The organism is Corynebacterium nasorum (assembly GCF_030229765.1).
Taxonomy (GTDB): domain Bacteria; phylum Actinomycetota; class Actinomycetes; order Mycobacteriales; family Mycobacteriaceae; genus Corynebacterium; species Corynebacterium kefirresidentii.
In genome coordinates this window covers 72,312-88,387 of the sequence record NZ_JASPGY010000008.1, presented here as the reverse complement: position 1 = coordinate 88,387, position 16,076 = coordinate 72,312, and the positions used below count along the sequence as shown (strand labels likewise).

The window sequence follows — 16,076 nt, the reverse complement described above, 5'->3', positions numbered from 1 at the left end:
CTTCTGCCCTAGGAATATAGTTTCCTAGCCCGTCTCAAACAGAAGGCCGCCGCACCTCCCATGGTGCGGCGGCCTTCTTCTTGTCCATTGGCCGACCCACCTCCAACTTTGTATCCTTGACCGGTACGTCATGCCTTCTCGAAGGGAGTTTTATAGAGACTAAAACACCAATCCCACCCTCTCCTTCTTTCTTTAAGGTGATGAAATGACAGATTTTATTGCTGCGCGTTGGCAGGACATCCTCTTCCGCAGCTATCAGCACACCAGCTTGGTCATCCAATCCGTGGCCGTAGCACTAATAATCGCTCTCGTGATAGCTATTTTTGCGGCTCAACGCCCACGCGGAGCGGCCCTAGCCAATGCCCTATCCTCCATTGGCCTAACGCTTCCCTCACTCGCCCTTCTCGGCCTCGCCATTCCCCTCTTTGGAATCGGCACAGTGCCCTCCGTAGTTCTCGTAGTCTTTTATGCAGTTTTGCCAATTCTGCGCAACGCGATTGTCGGGCTGCATACGGTGGACCCCAGCATTATTGAATCTGCTCGCGGACAAGGCATGAGCAAAGCGGCGATTCTTTTTCGCATCCGCTTGCCACTGGCATGGCCCATCATCATGACTGGCATCCGAGTGGCAACCCAGATGTCTATGGGCGTGGCCGCCATCGCGGCCTATGCACTTGGACCAGGCCTCGGCGGCTATATCTATTCCGGCCTTAGCCAAATTGGCGGCACCAACGCGCTGAATTACACGCTAGTCGGCACACTCGGCGTCGTGGTAATCGCTCTCATCGTGGATGCAATTCTTGCCGGCATCCAGAAACTGACCACCCCGAAAGGCATTTCCGCATGACACAAAACAAGCAATCAAGTCCGGTTTCAGCTAGCGAGACCAGCGGTGCTGAAATCGTCTTTGACCACGTGACCAAGTCTTACCCAGGACAGAAATCACCTGCGGTAAAAGAGTTGTCTTTCCGCATCCCCGCCGGAGAGCTCGTGGCATTTGTGGGACCTTCCGGCTGTGGTAAGACCACTTCGCTTAAAATGATTAACCGCCTGGTCGAACCCACCAGCGGCGAAATCCGGATTAACGGTGAAGACGTAACCAAGAAGAATTCCACCCAGCTGCGCCGAGACATCGGATATGTTATTCAAGGCGGCGGCCTCATTCCCCACATGTCCGTCGCAGACAATATTGCACTCGTGCCAAAGCTCAAGAAATGGAATAACAACAAAATCTCACAGCGCACCGATGAGCTCTTGGACATGGTGGGCTTGGATCCCTCGATCTACCGGGACCGCTTCCCCCGAGAACTTTCGGGCGGACAACAGCAGCGCGTGGGTGTAGCGCGTGGTCTCGCGGCCGATCCCCCAGTGGTGCTCATGGATGAGCCTTTCGGCGCAGTGGACCCGATTACGCGCACGCACCTGCAGGATGAACTGGTAAACATCCAATCGGAGCTAAAGAAGACCGTTGTGTGCGTAACGCACGATATCGATGAAGCGATCAAGCTGGGCCACCGTATCCTCATTTTTGAACCCGGCGCGCAGATTAGCCAGTACGATACGCCGGAAAATATTCTGGCCGCACCAGCGAATGATTTTGTGGAAGACTTCATCGGTTCGGGCTCTGCCCTCAAGCAGCTAAATTTGCGGCGCGCGGATGAACTTGAGCTTTGGTCGCCACCCATAGGGCGCATCGGCGAGAAGACTGCAGACGTTCTCGAGCGTTTAGATACCGCCGGAGAAGGGACTGTCGTTATCCTGGACGAGCACGATCACCCGCGCGAATGGATCACCAAACGCCAGCTCAGCCGCTTTGAGTTCATTCCTGATCCGACTATAGAGTTGTCCTCTGTGGTGGAAGCTCGTTCTACGCTTAACGACGCCATGTCGGCTATGCTTGCTTCCTCCCACGGCGGCGCCATGGTTACCCGCCGCGGAAAATTCCAAGGCGTGCTCCTTTATGACACGGTCAATGACTACATCCGTCAGATCAACTCCGATGCCCACTCTCCTCGCGGTGAAGGAGGTAGCAGTGGAAAAGCTTAAACGCCTCGGAGGAGAGAACCGGCTCCTCATTTTCGGTATTCCAGTTCTAGTCATCGCGGCAGTTGTCGGATGGCTCATTTGGCACGCCATCGCGGATCTTGATGAAATTGAGGCTCGCACCTTGGAGCTCAATTCCGTCGCGGCTTTGGCGTGGGAGCACCTCGTGCTCGTGCTTATTTCCGCACTCTTGGTTATCGCTGCCGCAATCCCCTTAGGGATTCTGCTCACGAGACAGTCCACGCAATTTCTTGCCCCCGTGGTCACGGGTATCGCCAATATTGGTCAGGCAGCTCCGGTCGTTGGCGTCATTGTACTCCTGGCCATTTGGCTCGGCTTCGGCACTCCGGTTGCCATCCTCGGGTTGTGGTTTTATGCCTTCTTGCCGGTGCTGGCCAATGTCATTGCAGGTTTAAGGGGCGTCGACAAGCAGCTCATTGAGGCAGCGCACGGGCTAAGCATGTCCCCCATGCAGGTTCTCGCCAAGGTAGAGCTTCCGCTTGCGCTGCCGGTCATCATGACCGGTGTCCGCACGTCTTTGGTGCTTCTCGTAGGCGCAGGTGCGTTTGCCACGTTTATCGATGCCGGTGGGCTTGGCGGACTCATCACCTCTGGAATCAACCTTTATCGCACGCCGATCCTTGTTTCGGGCGCGGTACTTATCGCAGCCTTAGCGCTCACCGTGGAATGGGTGGGCCGACTATTGGAACTCGCTTTTACGCCGAAGGGGATGATCAAATGAAACGCCTGATGGCAACACTCACCGCGGTAGGCACCCTTTTTCTGGCGGGCTGTGGCCTTGGTACTGCAGGTGGTTTGATTCCCCGCGGCGAACTGCAAGGCGATCTCGCCGGCATTGATCTGAGAGGCGAGACCATTTCCATCGGGTCAAAGAACTTCACCGAGCAGATCATTTTGGGAAAAATTGGAGCCATTTTGCTGCAGTCAGCGGGTGCCAACGTCAAGGATCTCACCAATATTCCGGGATCTACTTCGGCCCGCCAAGCCCTCCAAGTAGGCGATATGGACACGATGTTTGAGTACACCGGTACCGCATGGATTACCTATTTGGGCCATGATGATCCCGTTCCTGGTTCACGGGAACAATACGCAGCCGTGGAAAAGGCTGATAAGGAAAATGGCTTAACGTGGCTGCCGCCAGCGCCAATGAACAATACCTACGCCTTGGCTACAAGTGAGAAGACGCACCAAGAATCGGACGTAGAGACGCTCGCGGATATTAAGGAGCTTCCTCCCGAGCAGCAAACCTTCTGCACCGATGCCGAATTCCTCGCCCGCAATGATGGACTCCTTCCCATGCTCAAGAGTTATGGGGTGAAAGAGCCTCCACGCAGCCGCATTAAGGAAATGGATTCCGGCGCGGTCTATGCCGCCTTAGACAAGGGAGAATGCACCTTTGGCTCCGTTTTCGCCACCGATGGCCGCATTAAAGCCCTCCAACTGCAGGTGTTGACGGACCCTGATCTGTTCTTCCCTAAGTACAACCTTGCCCCGGTTATCCGCACCGAGGTTTTAGATGAACACCCAGAAATTAAAGAGCTCTTCGCTCCCCTGTCACAGCTGCTTACCGACGAAAAGATGCAGGAACTCAATGCCCGCGTCGACGTCGACGGTGAGGACTACACCACCGTGGCACTCGATTTTTTGAAGGAAGAAAACCTGATCGCGGACTAGCTGCCAAGCCTTAGCAAGATTCCCAAAGACCGTTGCACCACCCTCGGTGCGGCGGTCTTTAGCTTTTATTTAATCTAGATCACACATTTGCTTTCGTTTGCCAAAACCTTCATATAGATTGTTTATGTTAGCTCATTCACACGTACTGAAGGATAAATTCTATGTCTCACACGACTGCGAATGCGCCTGCTTCACCGGCTAGTTCACCCACTACCGGCGGCGCAGACACCCCAAGCGGCAGCCAGGTAGCTACCAATAAGGCCGTCAATAGCCAGTGGACCATCACGCTCTTCGGCACTGCCGTGGGCGCAGGTATCCTCTTCTTGCCGATTTCCGCCGGCAGTTTCGGCTTCGTCCCGCTACTGGTAGCCACCCTGCTCATCTTCCCGATGACCTACCTGGCCCACCGTGCTTTCTCCTGGATCATTAGCTATTCGCCGCTGCATGGCGAAGACGTCCTTGCAGTACTCACTCACTTCTTTGGCCGGGGCAACGGCATCATCCTCGCGATTATCTACTGGTTCACCATCTTCCCGGTGGTGCTCATTTACGGCGTATCTATTACCAATACAGTCGATAGTTTCATCGTCAACCAGCTAGGCGGGCCGGAAATTTCCCGCTACATCTTGGCACCGCTGTGCGTAGGTCTGATGACGCTGGCACTTGCCTTTGGCAATGCCATCATGTTGAAGATTGCTCAGTTCGTGGTTTACCCGCTCATCGTGGCGCTGGCAGCAGTATCGCTCTACCTCATTCCACAATGGGACCTCGGGTCCTTCATGGAGGCCGGCGATCACACCGCTGGCGGCGTTATCAAGGCCATTATCCTTATCCTTCCCGTCTTGGTGTTCTCCTTCTCCTTCGTTGCTGCGATCTCCCAATTCTCGCTGGGCATGGAAAAGGAATACGGCGCGGACCACCACGCACAATCCGATAAGGTTATCCGCAATTCCGCCATCTTGCTAACCGTCTTCACCATGTTCTTTGTCTGGTCCTGCGCGCTGGCCATGGGTGCAGACGGCATGCAGGAGGCAAATGACAAGAACCTGCCGGTACTTTCCTACTTCGCCAACGAGACCGGCACCCCATTTATGGCCTACATGGCACCCATCGTGGTTATTTGTGCAGTGGCTTCTTCCTATTTCGGCCATGCCCTTGGCACCATCGAGGGCACCCAGTACCTCTTCAACCTGGCCGCCCCGAAAGCCACAAAGAAGATGTCTGCCCGCACGCTCGACCTATGGACCTACCTCTTCATCTTCATCGCCACGTCACTGGTAGGAATTTTCAACCCCTCCATCCTGGACATGATTTCTGTCGTGGGCGGCGTCTTCTTCGCCTTCATGACCTACCTGCTTCCCATCTGGGTCATTTACCGAGTGGACGCCCTAGCCCGCTTCCGCGGCAAAAAGACCAACTATTTCGTGGCGGTCATGGGCTTTATCGTGCTCTTTGCCACTATCTGGGGAATGTTCCAATAATCCCACAAAAACGTGGTTCGACAAGCACTTTTCCTGTCTGGCAAGGTGGGAGGCATCATGTCAGAACAGGAAAAGGACCCCGACCTAAAAATCAAGCTCGGGCAGAATAACGAAATCAAAATTAAAAACAAATACGAGACGTTTTCCATCGCCAATGATATCGCCATCTCCGTGGTGTTTATCCTCGGCTCGGTGCTAACGCTTGCCGGCTTGTCGATGGTCGCTACCGTCTTCTACCTCCTGGGCAGCCTCGGCATGGCAGCCCGCCCGGCCATCCGCTTAAAGCGCCGCACACACCTGCAACGCATTGGCGCGGATGCAAATACTGCCGAAAGTTATGACTACTAAGTCACAAATGGGCTAGCAGTAAACTTTCAGCAACTAGCAGGGACCTATCAGGCACAATCCATTGTGGTAGCAGCCCCGTGCCCCATACTTTAATCATGCGTTTGAGAGAGCGCATACGAGAGAGATAGAGAGAACCCCTCAGTTTCCAGAGGGCGGCTTAGGCCGATACATGGAAACACCTTGTAGAGAGAGACGCCTGCGGCCCTCGGTTCCTTCCGGTTCCGAGGGCCGCAGGCGTTTTATCCTGTTATAGCGAAACGCTACTGGTGCAGCTTATTCTTTTTCGACGCGAATAGCACCGCGGTTCCAGTCACCAGCGCCGCAGCCACCAAATAAAAAGCAGGGGCAAGCTGCAGTCCTGTGACATCAATAAGCCAGGTGGCAATCATCGGAGCGGTACCGCCAAAGACAGCATTGGCCGTATTAAATGTCAGCGCGAAGCCGGATAGACGCACGTGCGTGGGGAACTGCTCGGAAAGGAAGGAGGGCAGGACGCCGTCGTTAAGCGCCAGCACGCCACCCAAGCAAACCTGAATGATAATGACGAGGAGGATTCCGGCGCCGTTGAGAAGCATAAAGGCTGGAATGATAGTCACGCCCATAAAAGCTGCCGCGCACAGCATGGTTGTGCGGCGGCCCAGGCGGTCCGAAAGCATGCCGGTGAGCAAGGCAAAGCCCACATAAAATGCGGAGGCAACAGAGGACGCTATAAACGCCGGGGTTGCGGCCATACCCAACTCTTCTGAGAGGTAGGTGGGCAGGTAGGTCAAGATGACGTAGAAACCAATGGCGTTGAGCACCGCACCAGCAAAAGCAATGGCTAAGGACTTGGGGTATTTGAGCACCTCACGCAGTGGGGATTCTTCCGGTTCATCCTGATCCTCAAAGTGGGAGGACTCCTCCGTATGACGGCGAATCCACAGGCCATACATGCCCAAAGGCAGCGCAATCAAGAAAGGCACACGCCAGCCCCAGGAATCCAAGGCAGCATCGTCGAGCACGCCCGTCAGCAACGCCGCAATGAGCGAGCCCAGCAACAAGCCGGAAGCCGTAGCGGACGGTACCACCGCGGAATATATGCCGCGCTTGCCGGCCGGAGCGATCTCGGCCAAGTGCGTGGCCGCGCCTGCATACTCACCGGCTGCCGAAAAGCCCTGCACCATGCGGCACAGCAGCAGCAAAAGGGACGCGGCGAAGCCGATGGTGGCATAGCCAGGAAGGAAACCGATGCACGCGGTAGCCAGGGACATCATCACAATGGAGACCGTTAGGGTCTGGATGCGTCCGTGTTTATCACCGAAGTGACCCCATACGATTCCACCCAAAGGCCGCACCAAGAATGACAGCGCAAAGAGCGCAAACGTCATAATCAGGGCACGGCGGCCTTCCATCTCCGGGAAAAAGACTCGGGAGATAATCGCGGACATATAGATATAGGCTGCGTAATCGAACCACTCAATGAAGGTGCCTATAAACGCTGCCTTTATGGCCGAGCGATGCTGGCGTTTTGTTTCTTCTGTATCTTCCACCTGTGCCGGCACGGCATCATTGGCTGGGGGTTGGGAAGTGAGAGGAGACATGCTCCTCACCTCAATTCTGTAGCTATACAAGCAGTTGAAAACGGCGCAGGCCCGGTGCGCGCATGCCCTCAACCCTACAGAAACAACTTATGGTGTACGTCACTTTTATGCGCCAATATTGCACTCCCCCACAATTGTTACGCTTGTCAGTGCCTTATCCATCCCCTCCCAGCCATTAACAGCCACCCAACAGCCGAGCCTCATGGACACTACAGCACAGTGCCCCATACTGAGATCGTGCGTTTGAGAGAGCGCATACGAGAGAGAGATAGAGAGAACCCCCTGCAGTTTCCACAGGGCGGCACATGCCGATATATGGAAACAGTGAGAGAGACGCCTGTGGCCCCCAGTTCCGAAAGGAAGTGGGGGCCACAGGCGTTTTCCAACTAAAACCCTAACTTCATGCTGTAGAGGGCTTCTGCGGAATCTTTTTATCAAAATCAATAAGTCGGCCCAATGCCCAATCCTTATCAGTTAGCAGGCGAGAAAACACCAATCCGGCACCAATGGAGCCAACCACCATCATTCCTGTCGCAACGTTTGCCAAAGCTTGATCCATTTGACCGTCATTCAAATAAAACACTGCTCGGAACATTGTCACCCCCGGAATCATGATTACTGCAGCCGGAACGGTCGTTGTAATACGAGGAAGGCGCGCCTTTTTAGAAGCGACCGCACCTAGCAGCCCAATCAATAGTCCTCCCACGAATGCCGCAAAGAAAATAGTTGTACCTGCGTGAATGAGGATCAAACGGAGCTCGTTTGCCACTGTTCCGACACACGCTGCGACCAAAACCATGCGGCGGGAAGAGTTGAATAGAAAGGCAAAGCCAGCAATTCCCAGAAAACTTGCGACCGGCGCCAACAAAAACCACTTCATATCCTGTGCAGGGGCGGGTGGATCAGGGGTAAGTTGTGTCAACCAGCTAACCATCGAGACAGTGAAAGTCGCTGTAAATATAACAGTGAAGGCGTACCCTAACCTGACTATTCCTGCATCCAAATCAAAACGCGCAATGTCGATCAAAGCAGAGAAAAGAGGAAACCCGGGGATCAAGAATAAAACCGCTGCTACCACGCCCGAGGACAATTCACTCGGATCCACTGAGCCTATCGCACCAAAAAATTCCGTTAAAAGGAAGAAAACGATACTTGCCGTTGCCCCGCCAGCAATTACTCCCCCGATTTGATGGACGTGCCGGTGGAGAACCGTGTACCGCACAAACTGGCCTGCAAACGCCGCTAGAGCCACCAACCCCACCGCTTCTAGCGGGAAAAAGTTAAGATACGCAAACGCCGCGCACGCGATCGCGGCGGCAAAAGAAAGAACTAAACCGCTCCAGCGTTTTTTGACTCCAAACTCAATAACATCCAGCTTTGCCGCCAATTCTTGGGCAGTAATCCCCGCATAGAGCCGATTATGGGTCAGGTCTTCTAAGGCTTCTATCCGCGAAGCATCAACCGCAGGAGAATGTTGCCGGGCAATCACTGTCCTGAAATATTCCCCGCGGTGGAACGTACAAGTAATCTGCGTCAAACCCACTGTGGCATCTAAGTGGTCAAACCCCAAAGCACGCGCACTGCGTTTCATCCCCCTTAAAACACGGTAACCAGAAGTGCCGGCACCCATTAGGAGCATTCCCACCCGCAAGACAACATCCGCTTCCACGCCCATTTGCCGGTGCAATTCTGGATCAAATTGTTGCGACACATCTCCTCCTCTGACACGGTTTTAGCGCCTATTTAAAGGCTTCTCGACCCCAACCGAAGCCCGAGAACACACTTTTAGTTTTACCTAGAATCCTACGCAGAACCGCACCCCTATGAATAGTTCTTCATCGGCCTAGAGGTCGCCGCCCTTTACACCGTGGGCAGGTTTGCGCGTCTATTAGCCGATTTCCACCCCATTACCACAATACTCACAGGTAAAACGCAGGCCTGTAGCAGGCTAGAAAGTTATCTTAAGTTCATGCGTTTGAGAGAACGCAAGAGAGATAGAGAGAACCAGTTCCAGCGCCCTGCGGCCCCAAGTGAGGCCCGGGCGTTGGAGCTGTTTTAGGGGTCTGCCGGTTAAATGCACTAAGAAACGGTGGACGCAGGAAAACCTTGCACAGAGAAAACTCACCAGACCTGGCGGCTATGAACTACTCCCCCACAGCCCGGATGCCAGCAGCAATGGCCACACACCTTTTAAAAGCCGTGCGGCCATGTACAGTTTCCCGCTTAGTCGTTGCCCAGATAGCTCAATGCAGCGGCAGCAAGTGCTTCGGTGCCAGTGCGCAATGTGGGTTGGAGCAGTGGGGCGAAGTGCGGGCTGTGGTTGGGAACATCTTTTCCTTCTTCGCGGCCGGAAAATACCCAGAAGCAATAGGGAACCCCAAAGGCACGCGCAATGGTGGAGAAATCCTCACTGGCTGTGAGGGGTTCTGCGGTAAGAACGCGGTCGGCGCCGAAGTAGGATGTGAAGGCTTTCTGGAGCCGCGCCGTGGTCTCGTCATCATTGCTGGTAAGCGGGTAGGCATCGTGATAGTTAAATTCAGCAGGCTGAGGGCTACCGGCAGCCTGGCACTCGGCGTTGACGATGCGCTCGATAGCGCCGGAGATTTTGTCGCGTACTTGCTCGCTATAGGCACGCACGTTGATCTTCAGGTTAGCCTCAAAAGGAATGATATTTGCCTTCGAACCGGCATTGATAGCACCCACGGTCAACACGCCAAACTCGGAAGGGCTTAGTTCGCGGGAAATGACTGTCTGAAGGCGCATCACAATGGAGCTGGCCAACACCACTGGATCGACGCTGAGGTGTGGCATGGAACCGTGCGAGCCTTGGCCATAAACCTTGACATCCAGACTTACCGCGGTGGACATGAAGGGTCCTGCGGCAAGAGCAACGGTGCCAGCAGGAAATTGGCTAGCAAAAACATGTTGGCCTAGGACAACATCGGGAGTTGCTACCTTATCTACCAGACCGTCATCCACCATGGACTGGGCACCGGCGGCGATTTCCTCGCCCGGTTGGAAAATTAGTTGCAGGGTGCCGGACCACTGGTCGGTGGCCTGCGCCATGAGCGCACCCATGCCCAGCAGGCTGGCCACGTGCGAATCGTGACCGCAGGCGTGCATGACGGATATGGGGTTTCCATCCGAGTCAAGGGCGGTATCGGTGGAGGCATAATCCAGGCCAGTGTCTTCCTTGACTGGTAGGCCATCAAAATCCGCGCGCAGCATGACAGTTGGCCCGGCACCATTTTCTAAGATGCCAACCACGCCACCGCTTACATCCACTTGTTCAAACCCGAGGTCAGCAAGCTTGCCCTTGATGATGCCAAGCGTGCGCTCCTCCTGCATCGATAGCTCCGGGTGCTGATGCAGGTCCTTATAAAGTGGCTCCTGCCAAATTTTGACGGAGTCATAGTTGCTGCAGACAGTGCGGACAGACATTGCTTCCTCCTTGTGGAATTGCGGTGGAATATGGGTGCCAGTGTAGAGAGGGGGGGAGGAAGGTGGGCGTCGGCAAGCAAGGCATTTTTTGTAATGCCAGCCATAGTTTTATGGCAAAGAGACAGGCACCACGACCCGCTGAGCTGGAGTTTTTAAAAAAATTTGATGACGCATCCACTTTTAACCCATCGGACATTAATAATTCACTGATTGTTTGTTTTTCATGTATCTGGGCTTCACCCGTCCACCCTAGATTGACCGAGTGACCTTTCAGGAAGACTCTCTCAGTGGCGGCAACTCAGGCACTACCATCGCCCGTCCCGCCCACACGGAAAACCCCAGTGATTCTGCGGCGCTGGTGCGCAAAGCAGCGCGCAATCGCCACAAGGAATGGCTGCTGGCCGCAGCGCTTTTAGCGCCGAACCTGATCCTGCTGGCTGTATTTACTTACCGGCCGCTGCTGGATAATATCCGGCTATCCTTTTTCAATTGGAATATTTCCAGCCCTACCTCCACCTTTGTAGGCTTGGACAATTATGTGGAGTGGTTTAGCCGCGAGGATACGAAGACCATCGTGCTCAACACTGTGGTATTTACATTCTTTGCGGTCATTGGCTCCATGGTCATTGGTCTAGCACTGGCATTGCTGCTCAACCAGAACATTAAGGGCCGCAACTTTGCACGCTCGGTGGTCTTCGCGCCCTATGCCATCTCTGGCGCGGCCATTGGTATCGCCTTCCAATTCGTCTTTGACCCGAACTTTGGCCTCATCCAGGACATGCTGGGCTGGTTCGGCATCGACTCCCCGAATTTCTATGCCGTGCCAGGTTGGGCGATGTTCATGGTGACGTTCACCTTCGTGTGGAAAAACCTTGGATATACCTTTGTCATTTATCTAGCCGCGCTCCAAGGCCTAGACAAGGAACTGGATGAAGCCGCCGCTATCGACGGCACCGGACGCTGGCGCAAATTCTGGCGTGTGACCATGCCGCAGCTGCGCAATACGACCTTCTTCCTTTCCATCACGGTGCTTCTTAACTCCGTGCAGGTCTTCGACATCATCAACGTCATGACCCGTGGCGGCCCACAGGGCAATGGCACGCAGACGCTGGTCTTCCAGATTTATAACGAGACCTTCGTCAACTTCCGCGCCGGCTACGGTGCGACTGCCGCCACCATCTTGTTCCTGATCCTGCTCATCATCACCCTGATCCAGGTACGCATCATGGATAAGCGAGGTTAACCCACTATGGCTACTTCAACCCTTCACATGGTCACGGATGAATCCCCCACCACCCGTCGCGCCAAGCTCGTCGGCGGCTATTTGGGTATCCTCGCGGTACTGCTCCTTATTGGTCTCCCGCTCTTTTGGATCCTCATGACCTCTTTCAAGGCCAAGGGCGATATTTATACGGATCCGGTCAACTGGCTGCCGCCGGTATGGGAGACTGAGAATTACTCCGATGCCACCACCCGCGTGCCTTTCTGGACCTACCTGCGCAACTCGGTAGTCATTACCGCAGTGCTGTCCATCATCAAGATTGTGCTTGGTGTCATCTCTGCCTATGCGCTGGCCATCCTGCGCTTCCCAGGCCGCCATCTGGTGTTCTTGTTGGTCATTTCCTCACTCATGGTGCCCAGCGAGATCACCGTCATTTCTAACTACGCCTTGGTCAATTCCTTGGGCTGGCGCAATACCTTCGTGGGCATCATCGTGCCGCTGGCCGGCGTGGCTTTCGGCACCTTCCTCATGCGCAACCACTTTTTATCCCTGCCCTATGAGCTGGTGGAAGCCGCCCGTATGGACGGCGCCGGCCCCATCCGCCTGCTTACCAAGGTGCTCCTGCCGGTCTCTTGGCCAACGCTGACCGCGTTTTCCGTCATCACCATGGTCAATGAATGGAATACCTACCTGTGGCCATTCCTCATGGCCGATACTGAGGACGTTGCCCCACTGCAGGTGGGTCTGACCATGCTGCAAAACAACGATGGCGTGACCAACTGGGGTCCGGTTATGGCCGCCACCATCCTCACCATCATCCCGATGGTGATCATCTTCCTAGCCTTGCAAAAGTACATGATTCAAGGCCTGACCACTGGCGCCGTCAAGGGATAGAAGGACTTCTACCCCACCCACGCTCGCCGTTTCCACATACTTTATTTCCCCCCCTTAACCAGGATTTTTCAGGAGAACTACATGCTACGCCGCACATTCCTCGCCCTTGCTACCACAGCCGCATCTGCCACCACTCTCGCCGCTTGCGCCGGCACCTCTTCTACTAACCCACAAGGCGGTAAAGACAAAGGCGGCGATGGTGAAGTCACCGAACTGACCTGGTGGTCCAACCACCCGGGCACGTCTAAGGACATTGAGAAGGAAATCATCTCCCGCTTTGAAAAGGAGAATCCTGATATCAAGGTCAACCTCGTTGATGCCGGCAAGAACTACGAAGAGGCTGCACAGAAATTCAACGCCGCGCTCACCGGCCAAGATCTACCGGACATCGTGGTGCTTTCCGACGTCTGGTGGTACAACTTTGCCATCAACGGCCAGATCGCCAACGTGGATGACCTGGCGAAGGAAGCCGGCATCGACCTGTCTACCTATGTGCAGCCACTCTACGAGGATTACAACTACGACGGCGGCCACTTTGCGCTTCCTTTCGCTCGTTCCACGCCGTTGTTCTATTACAACAAGGATGCGTGGAAGAAGGCCGGTCTGCCTGACCGCGGCCCGAAGTCCTGGGATGAGATGGACGAGTGGTCCAAGAAGCTCGCCGCGGCCGATTCCAAGATGAAGCCATTTGGCTGGGGCGATGCCGTGGACTACCTGGGCTGGATCTTCCAAGGCCCACTGTGGTCCAAGGGCGGTGCCTACTCCGATGAGTGGGACTTGAAGTTCACCGATGACAAGACCATCAAGGCCGTCGAGTGGCTCAAAGACATCACCGATGAAAAGAAGGGCTACTCCTACGTGGGCAATGACATGGCCATGGAGTTCGGCACCGGCCGTGCAGCCGCGACTGTGCTGTCCACCGGTGACCTGGCAGGCCTGACCGATACCGCCAAATTCGAGCTCGGTACCGCCTTCCTGCCTAACCCGACTGGCGAGGGCGCCTGCCCTACCGGTGGTGCTGGCCTTGCCATCCCAGCTGGCATCAGCAAGAACCGCCAGTTGGCTGCAATTAAGCTCATCGACTTCATCACCAATGAGGAAAACACCTGCTACTGGTCCCAGAACGTGGGCTATATGCCGGTGCGCTCCACCGCGGTAGACAACAAGGATCAGAAGAAGTTCATGGAGGAAAACCCGAACTTCGAAACCGCCATCAAGCAACTTCCGGAGACTCGCCCGCAGGATAATGCCCGTGTCTTCCTGCCCGGCGCGGACCAGGAGATTGGTGGTGCTTTCGAAAAGATTGTCACCAACCGCGATGACGTCACCAAGGTGCTTACAGACCTGCAAAAGACCCTGCAGTCCATTTATAACAACCAGGTCAAGACCGTCATCAATAAGTAGGCTCCCCCAGGCGCCCTCCTCCCCTCACTACATTCTGAAAGGTAACCATGGCTACTGTCACCTTCGATGGCGCAAGCCGCATCTACTCCAAGGATGCTAAGCGCCCCGCCGTTGACCGCCTCAACCTCGATATTGCTGACGGCGAATTCTTGGTCCTTGTCGGCCCCTCCGGCTGCGGTAAGTCCACCAGCCTGCGTATGCTCGCCGGCCTCGAGCCCACCGACCGCGGCTCCATTCGTATCGGTGGTAAGGACGTCACCGGGGTGAGCCCCTCGGACCGCGACGTGGCCATGGTCTTTCAAAACTATGCGCTCTACCCCAATATGTCCGTAGCGCAGAATATGTCTTTCGCACTGGAAAACCGCAAGGTCCCTAAAAGCGAGATTAAGTCTCGCGTGCAAGAGGCTGCGAAGATCCTGCAGATGGAAGATTTGCTGGACCGCAAGCCCGCCAATCTTTCCGGCGGCCAGCGCCAGCGCGTAGCTATGGGACGCGCCATCGTGCGCGAGCCGGCCGTATTCTGCATGGACGAGCCCTTGTCCAACTTGGATGCCAAGCTGCGCGTATCCACCCGCGCGCAGATCTCTAACCTGCAGCGCCGCCTTGGCACCACCACCGTCTACGTCACCCATGACCAGACGGAGGCGATGACCATGGGTGACCGCGTCGCAGTTCTCAACGCCGGCGTCCTACAGCAGGTGGATACCACCCGTACCATTTATGACCGCCCGCAGAACGTCTTTGTCGCCGGATTCATTGGCTCCCCGGCGATGAATATCTACGACCTATCCCATAACTCCTCGGAGCTGCGTATAGGCTCTACCCCCATCAACTTGGCCAATTACAACTTCGATGGCGTTGAGACTGTCACCGTGGGCATCCGCCCTGAAGACTGGCAGTTAAGCGATACCGGCAACGGTGGGGCAAAGTTTACTGTCGCGCATATCGAGGAACTGGGTAACCAGACCTACGTTTATGGCGACCTGAACGACGCCGCGGGCAGCAGCTCCGCCGATGGCATCCTTAAGTCCTCTACCCGCATGGGCGGTCAGACCGGCATCCTGGTCAATGCCCGCGGCCGCTATGCGGTGGGCGATACTTTCTACGTTTCCCCCGACCCGGACCGAGTGCATCTATTTAGCACCACCACCGGGCAGCGCCTGAACTAGAAGCAGCAAATAGGCAGTTGACACCTTAGATTCTTATTTTTCCCTTTGCAGAAGATAAGAAACTGATATATGCTCGCACACATAAGACGCCCGTGCAGTGCCGTTTACCACGGATATTGCCCGGAATATTGCACTCAGCGAACCTTAAAATCAACCGAAAGGTAATTCACTGCCTATGCCTTCTTTCAAGAAGCTATCTGCCGCCACTTTGGCTGCAACAGCCATCCTCGGCACCGTCGCCGCACCGGCCGCCAGCGCCAAGAGCGACCCAGTTCGCTCCCTCATTTCTCCAGGCACCTGCAAGACCATCACCAAGTTGGCCAACGATGGCAAGCCTGTTCCGGATCCTTCCATCCTTCACGATGAAGACTCCGTAAAGCCGTACTTCAAAGATGGCGTGCTGGAGTACAAGGTGGTTGAAAACTTCCCGTACCGCAAGCAGCTGGATGCCGCGGTTGCCGAGTGGAACAAGGCCCTCAAGGGCAAGGCTTCCTTGAAGGAAGTTAAGCCTTCTGAGGCTGATGATGACACCATCGCCATCATCTTCAAGCCCGACCCAAATGGCTACGTTCAGGGTGCCGCTTACCCGGATCACAAGATGGTATTCATCAAGATTCCTAATGCCCAGTACCCAGAGGCAGTCCAGGGCACCATCGCTCACGAGCTGGGCCACATGATGGGCGCCGGTCACTCCTGCGCCGGCGCGCTCATGGCAGGTGCTAACCAGAACCCCATCTCCTACCATGTAACCCCGCTGGATGCGGCGGCCATTATCCAGGGCCAGTTCGACTAAACGCCC

At 55.3% G+C, this 16,076-nt stretch carries 14 protein-coding genes; 11 read left to right on the top strand and 3 right to left on the bottom strand.

Annotated elements, in window-relative coordinates; translation table 11 throughout:
• Positions 1-205: 205 nt before the first annotated feature.
• The 6 genes from QP904_RS09365 to QP904_RS09340 all read left to right on the top strand — a co-directional run bounded on the left by QP904_RS09365 (position 206) and on the right by QP904_RS09340 (position 5,567).
• On the top strand, positions 206-847 hold the full coding sequence (locus tag QP904_RS09365; protein WP_239208495.1) for an ABC transporter permease: 642 nt from the start codon (positions 206-208) through the stop codon (positions 845-847).
• Positions 844-2,046 carry an ABC transporter ATP-binding protein gene (locus QP904_RS09360; protein WP_284835959.1) on the top strand — a complete coding sequence of 401 codons (1,203 nt, stop codon included), beginning with the start codon at positions 844-846 and terminating at the stop codon, positions 2,044-2,046. The genes QP904_RS09365 and QP904_RS09360 overlap by 4 nt, the downstream gene beginning before the upstream one ends.
• Positions 2,033-2,785: an ABC transporter permease gene (locus tag QP904_RS09355; protein WP_284835958.1), complete on the top strand. Its 753-nt coding sequence runs from the start codon at positions 2,033-2,035 to the stop codon at positions 2,783-2,785. Before QP904_RS09360 ends, QP904_RS09355 begins: the two co-directional genes overlap by 14 nt.
• The gene (locus QP904_RS09350) at positions 2,782-3,738 is read left to right on the top strand and encodes a glycine betaine ABC transporter substrate-binding protein (RefSeq protein WP_200288106.1); all 957 of its coding nucleotides are present in this window, start codon (positions 2,782-2,784) and stop codon (positions 3,736-3,738) included. Before QP904_RS09355 ends, QP904_RS09350 begins: the two co-directional genes overlap by 4 nt.
• 161 nt (positions 3,739-3,899) lie before the next feature.
• A complete protein-coding gene (locus tag QP904_RS09345) occupies positions 3,900-5,219 on the top strand; it encodes an amino acid permease (protein ID WP_200288108.1) in 1,320 nt (439 codons plus the stop codon).
• A 57-nt stretch (positions 5,220-5,276) separates the two neighbouring features.
• On the top strand, positions 5,277-5,567 hold the full coding sequence (locus tag QP904_RS09340; protein ID WP_234288124.1) for a YrhK family protein: 291 nt from the start codon (positions 5,277-5,279) through the stop codon (positions 5,565-5,567).
• Positions 5,568-5,827: 260 nt separating this feature from the next.
• Here QP904_RS09340 and QP904_RS09335 read toward each other — a convergent pair whose 3' ends face one another.
• From QP904_RS09335 to QP904_RS09325, 3 genes are all read right to left on the bottom strand, one after another.
• Positions 5,828-7,147, bottom strand: a complete 1,320-nt coding sequence (locus tag QP904_RS09335; RefSeq protein WP_284835957.1) for an MFS transporter — start codon at positions 7,145-7,147, stop codon at positions 5,828-5,830.
• A gap of 400 nt (positions 7,148-7,547) precedes the next feature.
• The gene (locus tag QP904_RS09330) at positions 7,548-8,822 is read right to left on the bottom strand and encodes a threonine/serine exporter family protein (RefSeq protein WP_284835983.1); all 1,275 of its coding nucleotides are present in this window, start codon (positions 8,820-8,822) and stop codon (positions 7,548-7,550) included.
• Between the two features lie 548 nt (positions 8,823-9,370).
• Positions 9,371-10,588 (bottom strand): amidohydrolase, encoded by a 1,218-nt coding sequence (locus QP904_RS09325; protein WP_239208893.1) that lies wholly within the window; start codon positions 10,586-10,588, stop codon positions 9,371-9,373.
• A gap of 262 nt (positions 10,589-10,850) precedes the next feature.
• Between QP904_RS09325 and QP904_RS09320 the strand changes: the two genes are divergently transcribed.
• From QP904_RS09320 to QP904_RS09300, 5 genes are all read left to right on the top strand, one after another.
• A complete protein-coding gene (locus QP904_RS09320) occupies positions 10,851-11,831 on the top strand; it encodes a carbohydrate ABC transporter permease (RefSeq protein ID WP_239208891.1) in 981 nt (326 codons plus the stop codon).
• Between the two features lie 27 nt (positions 11,832-11,858).
• Positions 11,859-12,704 carry a carbohydrate ABC transporter permease gene (locus tag QP904_RS09315; protein WP_034656258.1) on the top strand — a complete coding sequence of 282 codons (846 nt, stop codon included), beginning with the start codon at positions 11,859-11,861 and terminating at the stop codon, positions 12,702-12,704.
• 81 nt (positions 12,705-12,785) lie between these two features.
• Positions 12,786-14,108 (top strand): ABC transporter substrate-binding protein, encoded by a 1,323-nt coding sequence (locus QP904_RS09310; protein ID WP_284835956.1) that lies wholly within the window; start codon positions 12,786-12,788, stop codon positions 14,106-14,108.
• A 47-nt stretch (positions 14,109-14,155) separates the two neighbouring features.
• Positions 14,156-15,277: an ABC transporter ATP-binding protein gene (locus QP904_RS09305; RefSeq protein ID WP_023027821.1), complete on the top strand. Its 1,122-nt coding sequence runs from the start codon at positions 14,156-14,158 to the stop codon at positions 15,275-15,277.
• A 175-nt stretch (positions 15,278-15,452) separates the two neighbouring features.
• Positions 15,453-16,070, top strand: coding sequence for a zinc metalloprotease (locus QP904_RS09300; RefSeq protein ID WP_023020746.1), 618 nt, complete (start codon positions 15,453-15,455; stop codon positions 16,068-16,070).
• The last annotated feature ends 6 nt before the right edge of the window (positions 16,071-16,076 follow it).